Genomic DNA, 19,752 nt, shown 5'->3' on the forward strand with positions numbered 1-19,752 from the left:
CATCTTACCTCCACATCCGTGTTCCGTTTTCCAGGACCATGAACGACGAACCCATCGTCATCGAAATGAACCGTACCGACCAGCTTGCCGTCTTCATCGCGACGGTGGTCGGCGGCGGTGCGTTCGTGGCCTTTCTGCCCGACCTTGCCGGCTGGCTGCTGGAACTGCCTTGGGTGCCGTGGGAAGAACCGCTCAATCTCGCGCGGACGATCGGCCAGAAACTGTCGCCCTGGGCGCTCGCCATCATAGGCGGCCTGCTTGGCCTGGGCGGCGGCTTCCTGATCGTTCATGACGAACCGACGGTGAGTGTTTCGGCCGACGAACTGATCGTTCAGAGAGGCGACAAGCGCTACCGCTTCGCGCGCTCGCAGGTGCGCACGGCGATGATCTCGAACAAGCGTCTCCTCGTGCGCGACCATGACGATGTAGAGCTGCTCTACATCAAGCTCGCCCAGCGCAGGGAAGTGGCCGGTGCGCTGCGCGAGAAGGGTTGGGCGGTCGGGTAGTCCCGACTCTTTTCTTCACGCGACAACTTCGGCCACCACTTCCCTTCCCGCTCTCCGCCCCATGAACAGGAACACCACGACCGCCGTGACGATCGTGATGATGGTGAGCACGACCAGCAGACTGGAGAAGGCGAGGCCATACTGAGCCACCAGTTGGTGCTGGCCGGTACCCGGCAACAGCGTTTGCGCTGCCGGGAGATCGCCGGTGACGAGACGCTGCGCGACGGCTACCAGTTTCTCGGGCTGGCCAAGCCCGGCTGCGGCGAGGTGGCCTGCCGTCAGCGCCGACAGCACCGCGCTGACCACGGCCAGCGCCAGGCCTTCGCCGGCGACGCGCGTGGTGTTGAAGATGCCGGTGGCCATGCCGGCGCGCTCGGTCGGCACCACCGAAACGGCGAGCCCGTCCATCAGCCCCCAGGGCAGGCTGATGCCGACGCCGATGGTGAGCATGGGCAGGAGCAACGCCGCGGCAGTCGCACCGGCCGGCACACCGGACAGCCAGAACAGGCCGGCGGCTGAGACGAGGAGGCCGGTGGCGCACAGCACCGAGGCCGGCAGCCAGCGCGTGAGCCAGCCGGCGACAAGCGGCAGAATCAGCAGCGGCGCCGACAGCGCGATCATCAGGCGGCCGGCGGCGATCTCGCCCATGCCTTCGACGCCAACGAAGCGGACCGGAAGCAGCACCAGCAGCACCACGAAGGCATAGGCCGGCGCCGCCGCCAGCAATTGCACGCCGACGAAGCGCGGATAGCGGAACAGGGAAAGGTCCAGCATCGGCCGCGCCACCTTGCGCTCGATGATGCCGAAGGCAGCGAAGAACAGCACGGCGCCGGTCAGCAGGCCGATGACTGCCAGATCGTTCCAGCCGGCCTCCGGTGCCTTGAGGAAGCCGTAGGTCAGCAAAGCGAGCGCGGCGGTGAAGCTTGCCGCACCCGGCCAGTCGAGACCGGTTGCGGCGGGATCGCGGCTTTCACGCATGAAGCGAGCAGCGATGAGGAAGGAAAATGTGGCGGCGGCAACCACGGGCAGGAAGATCGAGGTCCAGCCAAAGGCATCGATGAGCAAGCCAGAGGTGATCGGGCCGAAAGAGAGGCCGATGCCGAAGGACGTGCCGAGCATGGAAAAGGCGCGCATGCGCCCTGCCCCTTCGAACTCCTGCGCCAGCGCTGCCGCCCCGCCGGCAAAGGCAAGGGCTGCCGCCAGACCTTGCGCGGCACGGGCAAGATCGAGCCAGAGGATCGAGGGCGAGACCGAAGCAAGCGCCGAAAGCAGCCCGAAGGCGGCCACGCCCGTCAGAAACATGCGCTTGCGGCCATAGGCATCGGCCAGCGCGCCGGCCGCCATCAGCGAGGAGCCGAAGGTCAGCATGAAGGCGTTGGTCACCCAGTTGAGCGCGATCGGGCTGCCGCCGAGTGCTCGGCCGATTGCCGGAAGCGCCACGGCTGGGCCGGTGAAGGTCAGCGGCATGGAGAGTGCCGCCAGGCATACCGCAACGAGAACAAGCGCTTTTTCGGCCGCGCCTGGGGCCTTTTTCGAAACTGACATGATGTCCACGGGGTTTCTGCCCCGGCAGCCTCGCTTTGCGCGACTGGCCGGTGGGCTTGTTGAATGACCCGTTCATGATAGATTTGCGCTAATTGGAGCTGAATACGGCTCTTATTCCGATCATAATGGAGAAAAACGCTCGAATGGATCGTTCGCTGGATCGATTGAGCGGACTTGCCGCCTTTGTGCGCACGGCCGATCTCGGCAGCTTCGTCGCCGCTGGACGCGTGCTGCGGCTGTCGCCGTCGGCGGTCGGCAAGGCGGTGACCAGGCTGGAAGAGCAATTGGGGGTTCGCCTGTTGCAACGCTCGACGCGCAGCCTGAGACTGACCGAAGAAGGCCGGCTTTTCCATGAGCGCTGCCGGCGCGTGCTGGACGATCTCGACGACGCCCAGGCGATGCTGGCCGAGGCGATCGAGACGCCGCGCGGGCGCCTGAGGGTGAGCGCACCGGTGGTGAGCTATCACCTTTTCCTGCCGGTGCTGCCGGAATTCACCCGGCGCTATCCGGAGGTCGAGCTCGATCTCGATTTCAACGACCGCATCGTCGACCTGATCGACGAGGGCGTCGATGTGGCCTTGCGCAGCGGCGACCTGCCGGATTCCCGGCTGATGACGCGGGCGCTACGGCCCTTCCAGCAATTGTTGTGCGCTTCACCTTCCTATCTCGAGCGCTACGGCACGCCAGCCTGTCCGCGCGATCTCGACGGCCATCACTCGGTCCGCTTCCGCTTTCCCAACAGCGGCAAGCTCTACGACTGGCCGCTTGTCCTGCCGGCCGGCGAGGCGGAACCGCGCCCCAGGATCGTGCTGACCTGCAACAACATGGAAGCGCTGCGCGGTGCCACACTGGCTGGGCTCGGCATCGGCTGCATGCCGGACTTCCTGGCGCGCGGGCCGATTGCTAGAGGCGAACTGGTGACACTGCTCGACCGCTATCTCGATGCGCCCGGTCAGTTCCGTTTGCTCTGGCCGTCCAACCGGCAATTGTCGCCCAAGGTCAGGGTGTTCGTGGATTTCCTGTCGGAACAGCTGTTCACCGACCGCTGTGAGGTGCTTGCCCGGCCGGAGCCAGCAGCTTCATAGTCGGCAGCGGCAGATCAGGTCTGGTTCCAGCGACGCACCACCGGTTCGCCCATGTCATGTTCGTAACCGAGAATGGAGATGCTTGCCGTGTCGAGCACGAGCAGCGCGCCTTGCAATGCCGGCAGGCCGAGCCAGCGAGCGGTGAGCGTGCGCAGGAAATGCGAGGAGGAAAACAGCAGCACATTGCCGCTCACCTCGCGCAGTGCCGTCACAACGCGGTCAGCACGGGCACCAGCCTGCATCACGCTCTCCCCATCCGGGCAGCCATCGCGAAACAGGCTCCAGCCGGGGCGCTCAACCAGGATTTCCTTGGTCTTCAGGCCCTCGTAAGCGCCATAATCCCATTCGGCGAGGTCGGGCTTGATTTCGGCAGCACCGAAACCGGCCAGTTCCGCCGTTCGCCGGGCGCGCGAGGAGGGACTTGTCCAGATAGTGCTGAAGGTCCCGTCCCGCAGCCGCTCAGCAAGTTTGCGGGCAGCGTCCTCGCCTTTGGCAGTCAGTGGAATGTCGCTGCGGCCGGTATGTTTGCCGGTGGCGCTCCATTCGGTCTCGCCATGCCGCACCAGGGTGATCTCGGGGTAGGGGCTGGCCATGACATGTCCTTGCTGGCTAAGCAGTTCCAGGAAAACCGTTACGCACTTTTCCGTCTGGAATTGCGCAAAGTTGGAGCGTTTCCGCGTTTCCAAAACAGGAAACGCTCTAAGATTAACCCAACCCTGCCTGTTCGGCCTCGTGCTTGAGGTTCTGGCGCGGGCGCGGGCCGATCTGCTGGATGACCAGGCCTGCGGCCAGCGAACCGAGGTCGCCGCAGGTCTTGAGATCGCGACCTTTGGTGTAGCCGTGCAGGAAACCGGCAGCATAGAGATCGCCGGCGCCGGTCGTGTCGACGAGCTCGTTGATCCTGGTGGCTTCGATGACGAAAGTGTCATCGCCATTGACGATGACGGAACCCTTTTCCGACCGGGTCACGGCAGCGATGCGGCAATCCTTGCGGATCTGCGCCAACGCCTCGTCGAAAGACGAAGTCTGATAGAGCGACTTGATCTCGTGGCTGTTGGCAAAAATGATGTCGACCGTGCGCGAGCGCATCAGATCCAGGAATTCTGCACGATAGCGGTCGACACAGAAACTGTCCGACAAGGTCATCGAAACCTCGCGGCCAGCGGCGTGCGCATGCTGGGCAGTAAGCCGGATGGCTTCCTTGGCGCGCGGCGGATCCCACAGGTAACCCTCGAAATAGGTCACTGCCGCACCGGCCGCCTTGTCGGCTTCGACATCCTCCGGGCCAAGCTCGACACAGGCACCGAGATAGGTGTTCATCGAGCGCTCGCCGTCCGGGGTGACGAAGATCATCGAACGTGCCGTCGGCGGCGTGCCTGTCAGCGGCCTGGTATCGAAGGCAACGCCCTGGGCATGGATGTCATGGGTGAAGATCTCGCCGAGATGGTCCCTGGAGACCTTGCCGAAATAGGCCGCCCGACCGCCGAAACTGGCAATGCCGGCCGCCGTGTTGCCGGCGCTGCCGCCTGAGGCTTCCACGGCCGGCCCCATGCGGCGGTAGAGAAGTTCCGCACGATCGGCGTCGATCAGATTCATCGCGCCCTTGATGATGCCGTTGTCGGCGAGGAAGGCTTCATCGCACTGGGCGATGATATCGACAATGGCATTGCCAATGCACAGAACGTCATAATCCGGCATTCAGGTCTCCGCGCGAGGCTCCAAATCAAAGTTTTAGAGCATCCTTTTGCGCGTCCGAGGGACGCGCGGCGCTCTGACGGCCCAAACCCCGGCTTTCTGCCACGCCGGCCGGGCGCGGGTCTAGCGGAATGCCGATTTTTTGCAAGTTATTGCTGTGAAGTGGGAGGTATTGCCGAAAGGGCGAAGGTAACAACGATTTCGCCCAAATTCTCAAGGTAATCGGCGCTGAACATATTAAATGGAGCGCATTTCCGAATAGCTCGTATCGCGCTATTCGCAAAATCCTGAAATTCCTTACCCGGTTTCGGACTTTGAATTCTTGGGGCTTTCGCAAGCGAGCCGTCTGGCTTCAATTCGATGACCACTTTCACCGTCAACGAGTCCAAATTCGGTGAATCTGGGATAGACCAACAGCTGGAGAGCTTGTCTCTCATCACATCCAAAGCTGCGTTGCTGATTTTTCCCTTTGCGAGAGGCGGTTTTTCCTCAGCGTGGGCCGTCGGCGTCAAAGCGCATATCGCCGAGATTGCCACAACATACCAGATGCATGTTCGCATGCTTCGCGCGCCCCAATGCTCATCTATCGCAGATGGAACCGGGAACGAAGCACAGTGGCAATCAGAAAGTGAAAAGATGCCTCAGAACATCGGCGCGAAATTCAGCTTCAGTTCACGCCATCGCTCGTAGGGGACGCGGGTGCGCTTCATGCTGCGGAAGGGCGCGCAACGCTCGACAGCGCGCACGGCGCTGGCTGCGAGCAATTTGGCTTCCTTGGCCTTGGGTGGATTTTCGACCGTCGGCCTGGCAGCCAGCGACCCATCGCGCTTCAGGCGGACCTTGATGATCACAGGCCCGGGTTTAGCGCCCCTCATATCCGGCGGCATCCAGCAGCCGGCGATCTCGTTGTGCAATGCCTCGACCAGCACGGCAAACTCGCCCTTGGTGTCGGCGAGCGCCACCGAGCCGGAACCGACCGACAGCGCGGCGGCGAAAAACACGGCACGTATCGCAACGTTCATCTGAGCAGGACCCTTGGCGCGCCATCCGCCTTGACGATGAAGTCGGCGCGGTCGCCATAGTAGGCGCGAGCGCCGACCTCTGCAACGATGGCCGTGTGCAGGCCTGTTCTAGTTTTGCGCCACGCCGCCCGACGACAACAGCTCGGTCATCTTCTTGTAGGTCATGGTGTTGGACCGATTGAAGGTGAAAGACCCGACATCGAGCAGCTCGCGACCTGCCCGTTCGAGCGCACTGAAGGCGGCGCAAGCGAGCTGCGAGCCGACGGAAATCCGCTTGGCGCCAGCCTGTGCCAGCGCCGGGACAGTGAAATCCGCCGTCGACAGCACGTTGACCGGCTTTTCAAGAGCCTGACAGACCGCGCGCACCGACGCGATGTCGGAAAGACCCGGCGCATAGAGCACGTCGGCGCCCGCCTTCTCATAAGCCTGCAGGCGGCGGATGGTGTCGTCGAGATCGGGACGGCCATGCAGGAAGTTCTCGGCGCGGGCGGTGAACACGAAATCCCGCTTCAAGGCTCGAGCGGCTTCCGATGCAGCGGCGACCCGCTCCACAGCCTGTGTGAAATCATAGATCGGCCTTTCGGCATCGCCGGTGTGGTCCTCGATCGAACAGCCCGCTAGTCCAGCCGCCTCGGCGGCGAAAATGGTTTCGGCCGCGCTCTCGGCGCTGTCGCCCTTGCCCTTTTCCAGATCGGCCGATACCGGCAGGTCGGTCGCCGAGACGATGTCACGGCAATGCTGGATCATCTCCTCGAAACCGATCGCGCCATCCGGAAGGCCGCGTGAGAAGGCATAGCCGGCGCTTGTGGTGGCCAACGCCTTGAAGCCCATGAAGGACAGCAGCTTGGCCGACCCGAGATCCCACGGGTTGGGGATGACAAAGGTCTCGGCGTGCAGGTCCCGGAAAATCTTGCCCTTATCCATCGAAGTCTCTCCACAAAAGACGTGCTGGCCACAGTTCAGATCTGACGATTTTCGACGTTCGTAACCCCGCTCGACCCAGAGCGCCGAGCGAACTGCAAAAATCCAAACAACAAGCTGTGGCAAATTTCAGGATCGCGACCCTAGCGAGCCCGCCCGGGCCCAGCAAACAAATGCGATTGGTTCAGGCGGCCATTGCGGAACACTCCTGCCAATGCGCTGGCAGCAGGTGAGATGAAACAGTCATGAACGATGAAGGGCGCTCAGCGCAGCGGGACCAGCCCAGGCAGATCACGCATGTCCGAGAACAGCACGCCGCCCGCCTTTTCCAAACCTTCGGGATCGGAATGCGGATCGCCATGGTAGGAGAAGACCCGCATGCCGGCGGCAATGCCGGCCTTGGTACCGGCCACCGAATCCTCGATGACGATGCAATTCGCGGGCTCGACACCCATTTCCCTGGCGGCGTGCAGGAACAGGTCCGGGAACGGCTTCGAGCGGCCAACCATGGTAGAGCTGAACATGGCGTGCTCGAAGAACGGAAGAAGGCCGGTGACGCCCAGCGTGATATGCATCTTGGACACGCGTGCCGAAGAGGCGACGCAATAGGGAACGTTGGCCGCACGTACGGCATCGATCACGTCACGCACATATGGAATCTCGTCGACGCCGTTCGCAAAAAGATCCGGCAGGCCGACGTTCCAGCGGTCGGCGAAATCCTCGCCGAGATCGATGCCCGCCACTTCCAGGATCTCGTTGCGCACGGAGATCATCGAGCGACCGGAAAACTGCTTGCGGCAATAGTTGAAGTCGACGGGATAGCCGGCTTCGGTGAGCCACAGCGCGAGGCGCTCATTGGCCATGTTCTCGGTATCGACCAGGATACCGTCGCAGTCGAAGATGACCAGGCCGGGCAGCAGCATCACGCGGTTCCGGTGGATCCGAAACCACCGCCGCCACGCTCGGTGCCGCCGGCGAGGCTGCGCTCTTCGGAGCGTACCTGCACCACGGGTGCGAAGACGATCTGGGCGATGCGCATGCCGCGCTCGACATAGAATTCTTCATCACCGTGGTTGATCAGCAGCACCTTGACCTCGCCGCGATAGTCACTGTCAACAGTACCGGGCGTGTTGAGGCAAGTAATGCCGTGTTTCAATGCGAGGCCGGAGCGGGGGCGAACCTGACCTTCCAGCCCTTCGGGTAGTTCCAAGACCAGGCCGGTCGGTACCAGCGCGCGCCGGCCGGGAAGGATGAGCAGCGGCCGGTCCTCGGGAACGGCAGCCCTGAGGTCCATACCGGCGGCGCCGGCGCTTTCATAGGCCGGCAGCGCCAGCCCCTCGCCATGCGGCAGGCGGACGAAACCGACCGTCTGGCCGAAGACGGATTGATTTTGAGGTGTCGGTTGCATGGCGCGATCCTATCGGGCGAGCAGTGCATCAAGTCAACCGGTTACGGGTATTTCAACGCGAATCTTTCATTGACCATTGGGCATCGACAGCCGGGCCCGCACGGGCAGCAGGCCGACAAGCGTCACAAGAGCAAAGGCGGCACCAGCCAGGAAAGTGGCCTGCGGGCCGATCTGATCCCACAGGAAGCCCGCTAGGACGCTGGCGACAAGCAGGGCGATGCCGGTGATCAGGTTGAACATGCCGAAGGCCGTGCCGCGCAGTTCCGCCGGCGCCGCGTCTGCAACCAGAGTTGCCAGCAGCCCCTGCGTAAAGCCCATATGCAGCCCCCACAGAACGACGCCGATGAGAAGACCGGCGATATCGGGTATCAAGGCGAGTACGAGGTCGGCCGCCACCAGAAGCACGAGACCGACGGCCAGAAGCATCGGCCGGCTTGCCTTGTCGGCGAGCACGCCTACCGGATAGGCCGACAGCGAATAGGCCAGGTTCATCACCACGAGCACGATCGGCACCAGCGCCAGCGACAAGCCGATCGACTGCGCGCGCAGGATGAGAAAAGCTTCACTGAAACGAGCGAGCGTGAAAATCGCCGCCACGGTCACCACCAGCCAGAAGGTCGCATCCAGAAGGCGCAGCTCCGAACGCCGCAGCGGCATGCGCACACGGCGCAGGCCCGCCGGCCGCTCGGGCTCCTTCACGGCAAAAACGATCAGGGCAACGGCGACAAAGGCCGGAATGACGGCGATCCAGAAAACCGCCTGGAAATGATCGGCGGTCGCCCACATCAGAGCGATTGCCAGCAGCGGGCCGGCGAAGGCGCCGATGGTGTCGAGCGACTGCCGCAGGCCGAAGCCGGCACCGCGCTGTTCAGGCGGCGTGATATCGGCGATCAGCGCGTCGCGCGGGGCGCCGCGAATGCCCTTGCCGATGCGGTCGATGAAACGCGCGGCAACCAGCCAGCCGATCGAAGGCGCCAGCGGAAAGATCGGCTTGGTGATCGCAGCCAGCCCATAGCCGAGTGCGGCCAGCAGCTTGCGCTTGCCCAGCCAGTCGCTTAGCGCGCCGGAGAATATCTTGGTGATCGAGGCCGTTGCCTCGGCGATGCCTTCGATGATGCCCACGGTGAGGCTCGACGTGCCGAGCACCGTCACCATATAGACCGGCAGCAGCGCGTGGATCATCTCCGAGGAGATATCCATGAACATCGACACGAAACCGAGCGCCCAGACGCCGGCTGGAAGACCCTGGCGGGGTGCGGCGGCGTTGTCTGCTGTATTCATTGCCTAGCGAACCTCCACCGGCACGACGGTTGTTTCCTTGATTTCCTCCATGACGAAGGAAGCAGAGACGTCGGACAACGGCACCTTGGCGATCATGCGCTGGTAGAGACGGTCATAGGCCTTCACGTCGGCGACACGGGCACGAAGCACGTAGTCGAGATCGCCGGACATGCGATAAACACCTGTGATCTCTGGAAAGGACGTCACCGCCGCGCGGAACTTCGCCAGCCAGTCCGGATCATGGCTGGAGGTACGCACGATGATGAACACCGAAAGACCGAGGCCAAGCTTCTCGGCATCGACCAACGCAACGCGGTCGGTGATGACGCGCTCGTCTTCCAGCCTTTTCACCCGGCGCCAGCAGGCGTTGCGCGACAGGCCGACCCGTTCCGAAATCTGATCGACAGACAACGTGCCGTCGCGCTGCAGTACAGCGAGGATTCTTCGGTCAATCGTATCGAGTTCGTATTCCATATTGGGATAATTGTCCCAATAAATGATGGTCTACAAGGATAATTTGGGACCAAAGCTCCGATATTGCGTGAGAGGATGGCGCAACGAATGGGAGAATCACCATGACGACGCGCATCGCCCGCCTGTTCACCGACCATCCGCATTCGGTCGACGAAAGCTATTTCGAGCACATGCGCTTTGCCGGCTGGTTCGCCGGCAAGCTGTTCCTGGCCGCTTCGGCCGCGCTCATTCATGCTTTGTTACCCTTCCTGTTCGAGACTACGGCAAGCGGGATCATCCGCCAGCTTTACGAGCGTACGCACAACCGGCGTCCGCAGGCGTGATCCCAGGACCGGGTTGGCCGGCCATTCTTCAGGCGTACCCGAGGGACGTTGACGCATGTGCCGATGGGCGGCCTATCTCGGTGAAGAAGTCTTCCTCGAAGACATCGTCAGCGCGCCCTGTCACTCGCTGATCGCGCAGAGCCACTGCGCACAGGAGGCGAAATCGCCCACCAACGGTGATGGTTTCGGCCTTGCCTGGTATGGCGGCCGCACTGAGCCCGGCCTCTATCGCGACATCCTGCCGGCCTGGTCGGATCCCAATCTCAAAAGCCTGTGCAGGCAGATACGTGCCGGACTGTTTCTGGCACATGTGCGTGCGTCGACCGGCGGCGCCACCAGCCGTGCCAATTGCCATCCGTTTGTTTCCGGCCGCTGGTCGTTCATGCACAATGGCCAGATCGGCGGTTTCGACCGCATTCGTCGTGCGCTGGAAGCAGCCTTGCCGGATGCGCTCTACGACCAGATCGAAGGCACGACCGATTCCGAACTGTTCTTCTTCCTGATGATCGACCAGGGACTGGACACCGATCCGCAAGGCGCGCTCGAACGGGCTACCAAACGTGTGCTCGAAGCCGCACACCGCGCCAGCGTCGATCCGGTGCTGAAACTGACCGCAGCCTTCTCCAACGGCGAAACCGTTCATGCCGTGCGCTATTCGACCGACGGCCATGCGCCGACACTCTACACCGCCGCTTTTCACGGGGGGCGCTGCATCGTCTCCGAACCGTTCGATCGCGAAGGCGCTGCATGGCAGGCCATACCATCGGCAAGCTTCGTGACCATGACGAAGGCAGGCATCGTCATCCGCCCCTTCATGCAAACAGCGGAAGAGCTCACTGCAGCAGAATAGAAAGCAGGTCCGGTCAAAAGACGGACTGCGTTTCAGGATTTCATCCTTCCAACAGCACGCGGCATGTTATAGCCGAAGGCTAACAAGCCTGCGGAGGTAGAATGCCCGTAAAACTCATCCTGGCGTCAGGCAGCCCGTTTCGGCTGGCCATGCTGAAGAATGCCGGCATCGATGTCGAAGCGGTGCCGGCCAAGGTCGACGAGCGCGCGCTGGAGGCGCCGCTCAAGGACAGCGGCACTTCGCCGGAGGACGTCGCGGCGATCCTGGCCGAGGCCAAGGCCGTCGAAGTGAGCGAGCGCCTGCCCGGGGCTTTGGTTCTGGGCTGCGACCAGACGCTGTCGCTGGGTGACGAGGTCTTCCACAAACCGGCCGACATGGAAGGCGCGCGCCGCCATCTGCTGGCGCTGTCGGGTAAAACGCATCAGCTGAACAGCGCCGCCGTGCTGGTGCGCGACGGCACGGTGCTGTGGCGCCATGTCGGCATCGCCAATCTCACCATGCGCAAGCTCGATCCTGCCTTCATCGGCCGTCATCTGGCGCGCGTCGGCAAGAAAGCACTCTCCAGCGTCGGCGCCTACCAGATCGAAGGCGAAGGCATCGAGCTGTTCGAGAAGGTCGAAGGCGACCACTTCACCATCGTCGGCCTGCCGCTCCTGCCGCTGCTTGCCGAACTCAGGTCGCTCGGTGCCATCGATGGCTGAGATGAACAAGGCATTCGTGATCGGCCATCCGATTGCTCATTCGCGCTCGCCGAAGATCCACGGACATTGGCTGAAGACCTACGGAATTGCCGGCAGCTACGAAGCCATCGATGTCGCGCCCGCCGATCTGCCAGCGTTCCTGTCGGCGCTTGCCGAGAGGGGTTTCAGCGGCGGCAACGTCACCATCCCGCACAAGGAAGACGTGTTCGCGACCGTCAAACGCCGGGATGCTGCAGCCGAGCAGATCGGCGCCATCAACACGCTGTGGCTCGAAAATGGCGAACTTTGCGGCGGCAACACCGATGCGCATGGGTTCGCCGCCAATCTCGATGAACATGCGCCAGGCTGGGCCAGCAACGGCCCTGTTCTGGTTCTGGGTGCCGGCGGAGCCGCGCGTGCCATAATCCACGCACTGAAGGAGCGCAATGTCGGCGACATCCGCGTCGTCAACCGCACGAAAGCGCGCGCCGAAGAGCTGCGTGACCAGTTCGGCGCAAGCGTTTCGGCGCATGGCAGCGAAGCGATCGCGGAACTCTCCGCCGATGCCGGCCTGCTCATCAACACCACCGCGCTCGGCATGCACGGCAATGAGGGCCTGCCTGCCGATCCCGCAGGCCTGCCGGCGCACGCGGTCGTTACCGACATCGTCTATGTGCCGCTGGAAACGCCGCTGCTGGCCGCCGCGCGGCTGCGCGGGCTGAAAACGGTCGATGGGCTGGGCATGCTGCTGCATCAGGCGGTGCCCGGTTTCGAACGCTGGTTCGGCAAGCGGCCGGAAGTGACACCGGAATTGCGCGCCATCATCGTCGCCGATCTGGGAGCCAGGCCTTGATCGTTCTCGGCCTCACCGGCTCCATCGGCATGGGCAAGTCGACCGCCGCGAAGATGTTCCGCGAAGCTGGCGTGCCTGTGCATGATTCCGACGAAGCGGTGCATCGGCTCTATGCCGGCAAGGCGGCACCGTTGATCGAGGCGGCCTTTCCAGGCGTGACCCGAGACGGCACGGTCGACCGCGCGCTGCTTGGCCAGCGTGTTCTGGGCGATGCCGCCGCGCTGAAAACGCTGGAAGGCATCATCCATCCGCTGGTGCGTGCCGACGCCGATGCCTTCCTCGCTCGTCACCGGGACGCTGGAGCTCCGCTTTCCGTGCTCGACATTCCCCTGCTGTTCGAAACGGGCGGCCGTGGCCGCGTCGACAAGGTGGTGGTGGTGAGCGCGCCTGCCGAACAGCAGCGCGAGCGCGTGCTGGCACGACCCGGCATGACTGAGGAGAAATTCGAATCGATTCTCGCCAAACAGGTCTCGGACACCGAAAAACGGGGTCTGGCCGACTATGTGGTCGACACCGGCAGCGGCTTTGAAGTCACCCGCAAGGCCATCGGGGCGATCATTGCCGAGCTATCAGGGGAAAATGGCAGCAATCACGCCGGGTGATCTTGCGGGAAGGCCGGCCGGACTCCATTTTCGATCCGAACGAACAAGCGCCGACGTCTCTTCGCATGGGATGGTCCAGGCCGCGGAGTGTCGCCGATGCGCGAAATCATCTTCGATACAGAAACCACCGGGCTTGATGCGCGCGAGGACCGCATCATCGAGCTCGGCTGTATCGAGCTGGTCAATCGGTTCCCAACCGGCAATACCTTCCACCACTACATCAATCCGGAAGGCCGCATGATCAACGCCGAGGCGGAGGCCGTACACGGCATCAGCGCGGCGCAACTGGTCGGCAAGCCGACTTTTTCCGAAATTGCCGATCTTTTCCTGACCTTTATCGACGGCGCCAAGTTGATCGCGCACAATGCCGGCTTCGATATGGGCTTCATCAATGCCGAATTTGCCCGGCTTGGCCATCCGGCTGTCGGATCCGAGCGAGTGATCGATACGCTGGCGCTGGCGCGCCGCAAGCACCCGATGGGCCCCAATTCGCTGGACGCGCTCTGCCGTCGCTACGGCATCGACAACAGCCACCGCACCAAACACGGCGCCTTGCTCGACTCCGAACTTCTGGCGGAAGTCTATGTCGAGCTGATCGGCGGCAAGCAGGCAGCACTTGGGCTGGATGGTGGCCTGTCCCAGGCCGGTCGCCGCGGCGGCACCGAGGTGGAGCTCACGATTGCAATGCGGCCGATCCCGTTAGCCTCGCGGCTGACGGAGGCCGAACGTGACGCCCACAAGCGATTGGTCGAATCGCTTGGCGAAAAAGCGCTGTGGGCGAAACTTGCTGGCGGTAATTCGGAAGCGGCCGAATAGCTCAAACATCCGACAGAACCGGATCAAACAAAAAACCCGGCGCGAGGCCGGGTTTTTCATCGAATATCGGGAGGTCAGCTTAGCTGACCATCACCTTGGAAGCGGCCTGGTCCTCGGCCAGCTTCTGCTGGAACATCTGCGCGAAATCGATCGGATCGAGCATCAGCGGCGGGAAACCGCCGTTGCGGGTCGCGTCCGAGATGATCTGGCGCGCGAACGGGAACAGCAGGCGCGGGCATTCGATGAACAGGAGCGGCAGCATGTGCTCCTGCGGGAAGCCAGAGATGTTGAAGACGCCGCCATAGACCAGCTCGACGTTGAACAGCACTTCCTTGTCGAAGGAAGCCTTGGCGTTCAGCGTCAGGTTGACGTCGAACTGTTCGTCGGACAACGGATTGGCGTTGACATTGACGCTGATGGCGATGCCGGGCGCCTTGTCGCGGCCGCGCAGCGAATTCGGTGCGCCGGGGCTTTCGAACGAAAGGTCCTTCACATACTGGGCCAGAACGTTCAGCGTCGGCTGCGCTCCGTTGCCGTTGCTAGCCTGCGCTTCATTGTTGTCGGCCATGAGCCAAAATCCCCTTGCTGGGCCAGCAGGCCCCTATTGAAATCGGGCGTTGGCTATCACGGCAGGCGCTTCAAGACAAGATTTGGCGCCTGTTCATTCATCCTTCAGCCGCCGCCAGGGCGAATCCGGGTTGGGATCGCGCGAAAAATCCTCAGTGTCGAGATCGATGGTCTTTTCACGCTGGCGCGGCCTGAAACCGCTCTCGCCGAAGGAAGACACCACCGAAACGCGGCTCTTCAGGAAGCGCCAGGCGTAATCACGCACTGCGGGAATCAGGAAGACCAGGCCGATGATGGAGGTGATGAAACCCGGCACCATCAGAAGAAGCGCCGAAAAGATCGTCATGGCACCGTGCGCCAGCGGACGGCTGGGGTCACGGCCAGCTTCGATCTCGGCGCGGGCATTGACCATGGTGCTGAAGCCCTGGCGCCTGAGCAGCATGGCGCCGGCAATGGTCGAGGCGAGCACAAGGGCGACCGTTGCCAGCGCGCCGATCTGTTTACCGACCACGACAAAGCCGGCGATCTCCAGCAAGGGAAGCGCCAGTATGAAGAAAGGGAGAAAAGAAGTACGCAAAACCCGCCCAATCGCTGTATGTTAGCCAAGCGACCAATCGCCGCTGGCGTTCACTATATCAAATAGGTATGCGCTGCTTGCGTTTGAATGATGGCGCGGCACGTTCTATATGCTTTTATAGTTATGATCAGTCGCGAACCGGAGGCGCGACCGGTTGAGTTGGTTGGCCGCTTCGAGGGTGATTGGCACAGGACATGGCATTTTTCGACTTCGGCACGATATTCTTCCTGGTCGCGGCGGTGGTGATCTTCTTCCAGCTGCGCAATGTGCTCGGCCGCCGTACCGGCAACGAGCGTCCGCCGTTCGACCCCTACACGGCTGGCCGTACTCGCGACAAGGATGCCGCCAAGGCTTCGGAGAATGTCGTTTCGCTGCCGCGCAAACGCGCGCCGGGCGATGCGCCGGCACCCGACGCCTATGCCGATATCGACGCCTTCGCCAAGCCGGACACTGATCTCAACAAGGGCCTGCGCGCCATCAAGGACGCCGATGGAAGCTTTGAGCCCAAAGGTTTCGTCGATGGCGCCAAGATGGCCTACGAAATGATCGTAATGGCCTATGCCGACGGCGATCGCAAAACATTGAAGAATCTCCTGTCGCGCGAGGTCTACGACGGTTTCGTTGCCGCCATCGGCGAACGCGAGGCCAAATCGGAGAAGATCCAGTCCTCTTTCGTCGGCATCGACAAGGCCGATATCGTTTCGGCCGAGATGAAGGGTTCGGAAGCCCATGTCACGCTCCGCATTGTTTCCGAACTGATTTCGGCCACTCGCGACAAGGCGGGCACCGTCATCGACGGCGATCCGGAAACAGTCGCTGAGGTCAAAGACGTATGGACCTTCGCGCGCGACACCCGTTCGCGTGATCCGAACTGGAAGCTTGTCGCCACCGAGGAAGAAGATTGAGCCGCGCAGGTGCCGCTGTCGCCACTCCTTTCGGCGCGATCCTATGACGATCTGCCCGGTTGGGCCGACGACGACCACCTTGCCGCATTCGAAGCTTTCCGCCGTTCTGCCTTCCATGCTCCGATAAAACCGTACCGCACCGGTTCGCTCGGTATCGATTTCGCGGCTTTTCAGCCGGCCTATGAGGCTGCAAGAACGGCACCGCTGGCGAATAGGATCGAGGCGCGAGCGTTCTTCGAGCGCCATTTTGCTCCGGCCCATGTTTCCCCCGACAAGGATGCCGGTCTGGTCACAGGCTTTTACGAGCCCGTGGTCGAGGCTTCACCGGTGCGCAGCGAACGCTATCGCTGGCCGTTGCTGTCGCGTCCGGCTGATCTGATCGACATCGACGATGCCAACCGGCCAGCCGGCATGGACGCTTACCTGGCGTTCGCCCGCCAGACGACAGAAGGCCCCGTGGAATATCACGACCGCGGCGCCATCGAACGTGGCGCACTTGCCGGGCAGGGGCTGGAAATCGCCTGGTTCGCCGACAAAGTCGACGTCTTCTTCATTCACGTGCAAGGTGCCGCCAGGCTCGACATGACCGACGGCCGGCAGTTGCGCGTCACCTATGCTGCAAAGTCCGGACAGCGGTTCACCGGACCGGGCCGTGTTCTGGTCGATACAGGTGAGATCCCGCTGGAAAAGGTGACGATGCAGTCGATCCGCGCCTGGTTCAAGGCGAACCCGGATCGCGTCGACGAGATCCTCTGGCAGAACCGCTCCTTCATCTTTTTCCGGCTGGCGGCAGTGGAAGATCCGGAACTAGGGCCGATCGCGGCGGCGAAAGTGCCGCTCTCGGCTGGTCGCTCCATGGCGGTGGACCGGTTGCTGCACACATTCGGCACGCCTTTCTACGTCGACGCGCCGACGCTCATGGCATTCGACGACAGACCGTTCCGACGATTGATGATCGCGCAGGATACCGGCTCCGCCATCACCGGTTCGGCACGAGGAGATCTGTTTGCCGGTTCCGGCGATGCCGCGGGGGAAATCGCCGGCGTGGTGCGCAACGTGGCCGATTTCTACGCGTTGGTGCCGCACTCGCTGCTCGATGAGGCGCCAAGATGAGCCGGCGCCGCGACCAAGACCTATCCGAAGAAGATCGTGTGCTGTGGAACCTCGTTGCCCGATCGGCCAAGCCGCTCAAGGGCAAGTCGGTGCCGGAACTGCCGGATCTGATCGAGCGAAAGCCACCGCAGAAGGAACCGGCGCCTGCCAGCATCGTCACCGTGTCGTCAGCCAAGCCGAAGGCGCAGCCGGTGCGCCATACGCTCGACGAACCGACGCTGGACAAGCTGTCCAAGGGGCGGCTGCAGATCGAAGGCCGCGTCGATCTGCACGGCATGACGCAGGACGAGGCCTATTCGCTGCTGTTTTCCTTCCTGCATCGCGCCCACGCCAATGGCGTGCGCTATGTGCTGGTCATCACCGGCAAGGGTTCATCCTCCGGCGGTGACGGCATCTTGAAACGCTCCGTGCCGGCCTGGCTTTCCACACCCGCTTTCCGGATGCTGGTTTCCAGCCACGATCATGCCGCCCGCCATCATGGCGGCGGCGGCGCGCTTTACGTGCGCCTGCGGCGGACACGGCCGTGACCCCGCTCGGTGAACGCATCCGCGTGCTGCGCGAAGAACGCGGGGTGAGCCAGAAGCAGATGGCCGAAGCGATCGGGGTGAGTGCCGCCTACCTGTCAGCACTCGAGCACGGCAAGCGCGGCGTGCCGAGCTGGCCGCTGATCCAGAAGATCATCGGCTATTTCAACATCATCTGGGACGATGCGGAGGACCTGCAGCGGCTGGCCGAGAATTCGCATCCCAAGGTGAAGATCGACACGGCTGGCCTGTCGCCTGCCGCGACCGAGCTTGCCAACCTTCTTGCCGAAAAGATCGGCAGGATAAGCGAGGCGGATATCCAGCGCGTGACCGCGCTTCTGCGCGAGATCCCATCCGCGAAATGACGGCGCTCTAGGCCGCCTTGTCGCGCACCTGGTAATCCTTGATGGCGGCGAAGCGGACGGCTTTCCAGCGCTCTGCCTCGTAGTTCAACGAAAATTCGTGCTGCGCAAGGAAGACCGGATCGTTGTCGAGGTCGCGGGCGATATCGCCACGATGTGCCTCGACGAAACGCTGCAGGTCGAGCTTGTCGTCGGCGTCGATCCAGCGACAGATCGAAAACCGCGACATCTCGAAATCGACGGGCAGTGAATATTCGATGCTGAGGCGTTCCTTCAGCACGTCGATCTGCAGCGCGCCGACGACACCGACGATGGCCGGCGAGCCGTCTTCCGGCTGGAACAATTGAACCACACCTTCCTCGGCCATCTGCTGCAGGGCTTCCTTCAGCTTCTTGGCTTTCATGGCATCGCCGAGGCGAACGCGGCGCAGGATTTCCGGCGCGAAATTGGGCACGCCGCGAAACAGGATATCCTCGCCTTCGGTCAGCGTATCGCCGATGCGCAGCGTGCCGTGGTTGGGGATGCCGACAACGTCTCCGGCGTAGGCTTCGTCGGCGGTGATGCGCGAGCGCGCGAAGAAGAACTGCGGCGCGCTCAGCGACATCGGCTTGCCGGTGCGCACGAGCTTCGCCTTCATGCCACGCTGCAACGTGCCGGAGCAGACGCGGACGAAAGCGATGCGGTCGCGATGGTTGGGGTCCATGTTGGCCTGGATCTTGAAGACGAAGGAGGTCATCTTCTGCTCCGTCGCCTCCACCTTGCGGGTATCGGCTTCCTGGGCGCGCGGCGCCGGGCCGAAGGCGCCGAGTGCCTCGATCAGGTCGCGCACGCCGAAATTGCGCAGCGCCGAGCCGAAATAGACCGGGGTGAGATGGCCCTGACGGAAGGCATCGAGATCGAATGGCCGGCATGCCTCGCGTGCGAGTTCCAGCTCCTCGATGAAGGCGGGACGATCATTGTCGGGCAGCAGGCCTGCGGCACGGTTGGAATCCGGCCCGTGCACTGGTGTGCGCTCGACCTCCTCGTCGTGACGGCGTACCGCGTTTTCAGCGAGGTGATAGGTGCCGGCAAACGTCTTGCCCTGGCCGATCGGCCAGGTGATCGGTGCGGTGTCGAGCGCCAGCTTCTGTTCGATCTCGTCGAGGATTTCGAACGTATCGCGCGCCTCGCGGTCCATCTTGTTGACGAAGGTGATGATCGGGATATCGCGCAGGCGGCACACCTCGAACAGCTTCAGCGTGCGCGGCTCTATACCCTTGGCGGCGTCGATGACCATGACCGCCGAGTCGACGGCCGAGAGCGTGCGATAGGTATCGTCCGCGAAGTCTTCGTGGCCAGGCGTGTCGAGCAGGTTGAAGACGTTGTCGCCATATTCGAAGGTCATCACCGAGGTGACGACTGAAATACCGCGTTCGCGCTCGATCTTCATCCAGTCCGAGCGGGTCTGGATGCGGTCCTTCTTGGCCTTGACTTCTCCGGCAAGCTGGATGGCCCCGCCGAACAGCAGCAGCTTTTCGGTCAATGTGGTCTTGCCGGCGTCCGGGTGCGCGATGATCGCGAAAGTGCGGCGGCGGGCAACCGCCTTCTCGATGGTTTCGGTCATTTTCCAGGAATTCCGTTCGTTGCGCCGGCTTCTAGCAGCG

At 62.8% G+C, this 19,752-nt stretch carries 25 protein-coding genes; 12 read left to right on the forward strand and 13 right to left on the reverse strand.

The window, feature by feature from the left end:
* The first annotated feature begins 38 nt into the window (after nucleotides 1-38).
* Complete coding sequence (locus AO692_RS20595) at nucleotides 39-506, forward strand: hypothetical protein (RefSeq protein ID WP_054311910.1); 468 nt, start codon at nucleotides 39-41, stop codon at nucleotides 504-506.
* 15 nt (nucleotides 507-521) lie between these two features.
* Here the strand turns inward: AO692_RS20595 and AO692_RS20600 are convergent, their stop codons facing one another.
* The gene (locus AO692_RS20600; protein ID WP_054311973.1) at nucleotides 522-2,051 is read right to left on the reverse strand and encodes an MFS transporter; all 1,530 of its coding nucleotides are present in this window, start codon (nucleotides 2,049-2,051) and stop codon (nucleotides 522-524) included.
* A gap of 155 nt (nucleotides 2,052-2,206) precedes the next feature.
* On the opposite strand from AO692_RS20600, the gene AO692_RS20605 reads away from it, so the two are divergent.
* Nucleotides 2,207-3,136 carry a LysR family transcriptional regulator gene (locus AO692_RS20605; RefSeq protein WP_054311974.1) on the forward strand — a complete coding sequence of 310 codons (930 nt, stop codon included), beginning with the start codon at nucleotides 2,207-2,209 and terminating at the stop codon, nucleotides 3,134-3,136.
* Nucleotides 3,137-3,150: 14 nt separating this feature from the next.
* On the opposite strand, the gene AO692_RS20610 is transcribed toward AO692_RS20605, so the two are convergent.
* The 9 genes from AO692_RS20610 to AO692_RS20645 form a co-directional block, all read right to left on the reverse strand.
* Nucleotides 3,151-3,729, reverse strand: a complete 579-nt coding sequence (locus tag AO692_RS20610; protein ID WP_054311911.1) for a histidine phosphatase family protein — start codon at nucleotides 3,727-3,729, stop codon at nucleotides 3,151-3,153.
* 112 nt (nucleotides 3,730-3,841) lie between these two features.
* Complete coding sequence (locus AO692_RS20615) at nucleotides 3,842-4,834, reverse strand: adenosine kinase (protein WP_054311912.1); 993 nt, start codon at nucleotides 4,832-4,834, stop codon at nucleotides 3,842-3,844.
* 146 nt (nucleotides 4,835-4,980) lie between these two features.
* Entirely contained in the window at nucleotides 4,981-5,343 is a 363-nt protein-coding gene (locus tag AO692_RS32855; protein WP_152979903.1) for a cell envelope integrity protein TolA, read from the reverse strand.
* A 129-nt stretch (nucleotides 5,344-5,472) separates the two neighbouring features.
* On the reverse strand, nucleotides 5,473-5,853 hold the full coding sequence (locus tag AO692_RS20620) for a hypothetical protein (RefSeq protein WP_054311913.1): 381 nt from the start codon (nucleotides 5,851-5,853) through the stop codon (nucleotides 5,473-5,475).
* A 108-nt stretch (nucleotides 5,854-5,961) separates the two neighbouring features.
* Nucleotides 5,962-6,777 carry an isocitrate lyase/phosphoenolpyruvate mutase family protein gene (locus AO692_RS20625; RefSeq protein ID WP_054311914.1) on the reverse strand — a complete coding sequence of 272 codons (816 nt, stop codon included), beginning with the start codon at nucleotides 6,775-6,777 and terminating at the stop codon, nucleotides 5,962-5,964.
* 260 nt (nucleotides 6,778-7,037) lie between these two features.
* Nucleotides 7,038-7,697, reverse strand: coding sequence for an HAD family phosphatase (locus AO692_RS20630; RefSeq protein ID WP_054311915.1), 660 nt, complete (start codon nucleotides 7,695-7,697; stop codon nucleotides 7,038-7,040).
* Nucleotides 7,697-8,182 (reverse strand): dUTP diphosphatase, encoded by a 486-nt coding sequence (gene dut / locus AO692_RS20635; protein ID WP_054311916.1) that lies wholly within the window; start codon nucleotides 8,180-8,182, stop codon nucleotides 7,697-7,699. The genes AO692_RS20630 and dut overlap by 1 nt, the downstream gene beginning before the upstream one ends.
* A gap of 66 nt (nucleotides 8,183-8,248) precedes the next feature.
* Nucleotides 8,249-9,463, reverse strand: coding sequence for an MFS transporter (locus tag AO692_RS20640; protein WP_054311917.1), 1,215 nt, complete (start codon nucleotides 9,461-9,463; stop codon nucleotides 8,249-8,251).
* A 3-nt stretch (nucleotides 9,464-9,466) separates the two neighbouring features.
* On the reverse strand, nucleotides 9,467-9,937 hold the full coding sequence (locus AO692_RS20645; protein ID WP_054311918.1) for an Lrp/AsnC family transcriptional regulator: 471 nt from the start codon (nucleotides 9,935-9,937) through the stop codon (nucleotides 9,467-9,469).
* A 101-nt stretch (nucleotides 9,938-10,038) separates the two neighbouring features.
* On the opposite strand from AO692_RS20645, the gene AO692_RS20650 reads away from it, so the two are divergent.
* The 6 genes from AO692_RS20650 to dnaQ all read left to right on the forward strand — a co-directional run bounded on the left by AO692_RS20650 (nucleotide 10,039) and on the right by dnaQ (nucleotide 14,061).
* Nucleotides 10,039-10,260: a DUF6356 family protein gene (locus AO692_RS20650; RefSeq protein ID WP_054311919.1), complete on the forward strand. Its 222-nt coding sequence runs from the start codon at nucleotides 10,039-10,041 to the stop codon at nucleotides 10,258-10,260.
* Between the two features lie 55 nt (nucleotides 10,261-10,315).
* Nucleotides 10,316-11,110 carry a class II glutamine amidotransferase gene (locus tag AO692_RS20655; RefSeq protein WP_054311920.1) on the forward strand — a complete coding sequence of 265 codons (795 nt, stop codon included), beginning with the start codon at nucleotides 10,316-10,318 and terminating at the stop codon, nucleotides 11,108-11,110.
* A gap of 101 nt (nucleotides 11,111-11,211) precedes the next feature.
* Nucleotides 11,212-11,811 (forward strand): Maf-like protein, encoded by a 600-nt coding sequence (locus AO692_RS20660; RefSeq protein WP_054311921.1) that lies wholly within the window; start codon nucleotides 11,212-11,214, stop codon nucleotides 11,809-11,811.
* A complete protein-coding gene (locus AO692_RS20665) occupies nucleotides 11,804-12,643 on the forward strand; it encodes a shikimate dehydrogenase (protein ID WP_054311922.1) in 840 nt (279 codons plus the stop codon). The genes AO692_RS20660 and AO692_RS20665 overlap by 8 nt, the downstream gene beginning before the upstream one ends.
* Nucleotides 12,640-13,245, forward strand: a complete 606-nt coding sequence (gene coaE, locus AO692_RS20670; protein ID WP_054311923.1) for a dephospho-CoA kinase — start codon at nucleotides 12,640-12,642, stop codon at nucleotides 13,243-13,245. The genes AO692_RS20665 and coaE overlap by 4 nt, the downstream gene beginning before the upstream one ends.
* Before the next feature lie 96 nt (nucleotides 13,246-13,341).
* Complete coding sequence (dnaQ, locus tag AO692_RS20675; RefSeq protein WP_054311924.1) at nucleotides 13,342-14,061, forward strand: DNA polymerase III subunit epsilon; 720 nt, start codon at nucleotides 13,342-13,344, stop codon at nucleotides 14,059-14,061.
* A gap of 79 nt (nucleotides 14,062-14,140) precedes the next feature.
* Here dnaQ and secB read toward each other — a convergent pair whose 3' ends face one another.
* Both secB and AO692_RS20685 read right to left on the reverse strand, forming a co-directional pair.
* The gene (gene secB / locus AO692_RS20680; protein WP_054311925.1) at nucleotides 14,141-14,629 is read right to left on the reverse strand and encodes a protein-export chaperone SecB; all 489 of its coding nucleotides are present in this window, start codon (nucleotides 14,627-14,629) and stop codon (nucleotides 14,141-14,143) included.
* 93 nt (nucleotides 14,630-14,722) lie between these two features.
* Complete coding sequence (locus AO692_RS20685) at nucleotides 14,723-15,205, reverse strand: FxsA family protein (RefSeq protein ID WP_054311926.1); 483 nt, start codon at nucleotides 15,203-15,205, stop codon at nucleotides 14,723-14,725.
* A 194-nt stretch (nucleotides 15,206-15,399) separates the two neighbouring features.
* Here AO692_RS20685 and AO692_RS20690 point away from each other — a divergent pair, with 194 nt between their 5' ends.
* The 4 genes from AO692_RS20690 to AO692_RS20705 are packed head-to-tail and all read left to right on the forward strand — an operon-like array spanning nucleotide 15,400 to nucleotide 18,112.
* On the forward strand, nucleotides 15,400-16,110 hold the full coding sequence (locus tag AO692_RS20690) for a Tim44/TimA family putative adaptor protein (RefSeq protein ID WP_054311927.1): 711 nt from the start codon (nucleotides 15,400-15,402) through the stop codon (nucleotides 16,108-16,110).
* A 9-nt stretch (nucleotides 16,111-16,119) separates the two neighbouring features.
* Entirely contained in the window at nucleotides 16,120-17,223 is a 1,104-nt protein-coding gene (locus tag AO692_RS20695) for a murein transglycosylase A (protein WP_054311928.1), read from the forward strand.
* The gene (locus tag AO692_RS20700; protein ID WP_054311929.1) at nucleotides 17,220-17,750 is read left to right on the forward strand and encodes a Smr/MutS family protein; all 531 of its coding nucleotides are present in this window, start codon (nucleotides 17,220-17,222) and stop codon (nucleotides 17,748-17,750) included. The genes AO692_RS20695 and AO692_RS20700 overlap by 4 nt, the downstream gene beginning before the upstream one ends.
* On the forward strand, nucleotides 17,747-18,112 hold the full coding sequence (locus AO692_RS20705) for a helix-turn-helix domain-containing protein (RefSeq protein WP_054311930.1): 366 nt from the start codon (nucleotides 17,747-17,749) through the stop codon (nucleotides 18,110-18,112). Before AO692_RS20700 ends, AO692_RS20705 begins: the two co-directional genes overlap by 4 nt.
* A gap of 7 nt (nucleotides 18,113-18,119) precedes the next feature.
* Here AO692_RS20705 and AO692_RS20710 read toward each other — a convergent pair whose 3' ends face one another.
* The gene (locus AO692_RS20710) at nucleotides 18,120-19,712 is read right to left on the reverse strand and encodes a peptide chain release factor 3 (RefSeq protein ID WP_054311931.1); all 1,593 of its coding nucleotides are present in this window, start codon (nucleotides 19,710-19,712) and stop codon (nucleotides 18,120-18,122) included.
* Nucleotides 19,713-19,752 lie beyond the last annotated feature (40 nt).

It is taken from the genome of Mesorhizobium sp. 1M-11 (genome assembly GCF_001303895.1).
Lineage (GTDB): Bacteria > Pseudomonadota > Alphaproteobacteria > Rhizobiales > Rhizobiaceae > Mesorhizobium.

Coding starts and splice junctions, on each gene's coding strand:
- AO692_RS20625 (WP_054311914.1), bottom strand. CDS start 6,777: ATGGATAAGGGCAAGATTTTCCGGGACCTGCACGCCGAGACCTTTGTC.
- AO692_RS20655 (WP_054311920.1), top strand. CDS start 10,316: ATGTGCCGATGGGCGGCCTATCTCGGTGAAGAAGTCTTCCTCGAAGAC.
- AO692_RS20690 (WP_054311927.1), top strand. CDS start 15,400: ATGGCATTTTTCGACTTCGGCACGATATTCTTCCTGGTCGCGGCGGTG.
- AO692_RS20710 (WP_054311931.1), bottom strand. CDS start 19,712: ATGACCGAAACCATCGAGAAGGCGGTTGCCCGCCGCCGCACTTTCGCG.
- AO692_RS20650 (WP_054311919.1), top strand. CDS start 10,039: ATGACGACGCGCATCGCCCGCCTGTTCACCGACCATCCGCATTCGGTC.
- AO692_RS20610 (WP_054311911.1), bottom strand. CDS start 3,729: ATGGCCAGCCCCTACCCCGAGATCACCCTGGTGCGGCATGGCGAGACC.
- AO692_RS20665 (WP_054311922.1), top strand. CDS start 11,804: ATGGCTGAGATGAACAAGGCATTCGTGATCGGCCATCCGATTGCTCAT.
- AO692_RS20640 (WP_054311917.1), bottom strand. CDS start 9,463: ATGAATACAGCAGACAACGCCGCCGCACCCCGCCAGGGTCTTCCAGCC.
- secB (WP_054311925.1), bottom strand. CDS start 14,629: ATGGCCGACAACAATGAAGCGCAGGCTAGCAACGGCAACGGAGCGCAG.
- AO692_RS20700 (WP_054311929.1), top strand. CDS start 17,220: ATGAGCCGGCGCCGCGACCAAGACCTATCCGAAGAAGATCGTGTGCTG.
- AO692_RS20620 (WP_054311913.1), bottom strand. CDS start 5,853: ATGAACGTTGCGATACGTGCCGTGTTTTTCGCCGCCGCGCTGTCGGTC.
- AO692_RS20660 (WP_054311921.1), top strand. CDS start 11,212: ATGCCCGTAAAACTCATCCTGGCGTCAGGCAGCCCGTTTCGGCTGGCC.
- AO692_RS20615 (WP_054311912.1), bottom strand. CDS start 4,834: ATGCCGGATTATGACGTTCTGTGCATTGGCAATGCCATTGTCGATATC.
- dut (WP_054311916.1), bottom strand. CDS start 8,182: ATGCAACCGACACCTCAAAATCAATCCGTCTTCGGCCAGACGGTCGGT.
- dnaQ (WP_054311924.1), top strand. CDS start 13,342: ATGCGCGAAATCATCTTCGATACAGAAACCACCGGGCTTGATGCGCGC.
- AO692_RS20630 (WP_054311915.1), bottom strand. CDS start 7,697: ATGCTGCTGCCCGGCCTGGTCATCTTCGACTGCGACGGTATCCTGGTC.
- AO692_RS20600 (WP_054311973.1), bottom strand. CDS start 2,051: ATGTCAGTTTCGAAAAAGGCCCCAGGCGCGGCCGAAAAAGCGCTTGTT.
- AO692_RS20595 (WP_054311910.1), top strand. CDS start 39: ATGAACGACGAACCCATCGTCATCGAAATGAACCGTACCGACCAGCTT.
- AO692_RS20645 (WP_054311918.1), bottom strand. CDS start 9,937: ATGGAATACGAACTCGATACGATTGACCGAAGAATCCTCGCTGTACTG.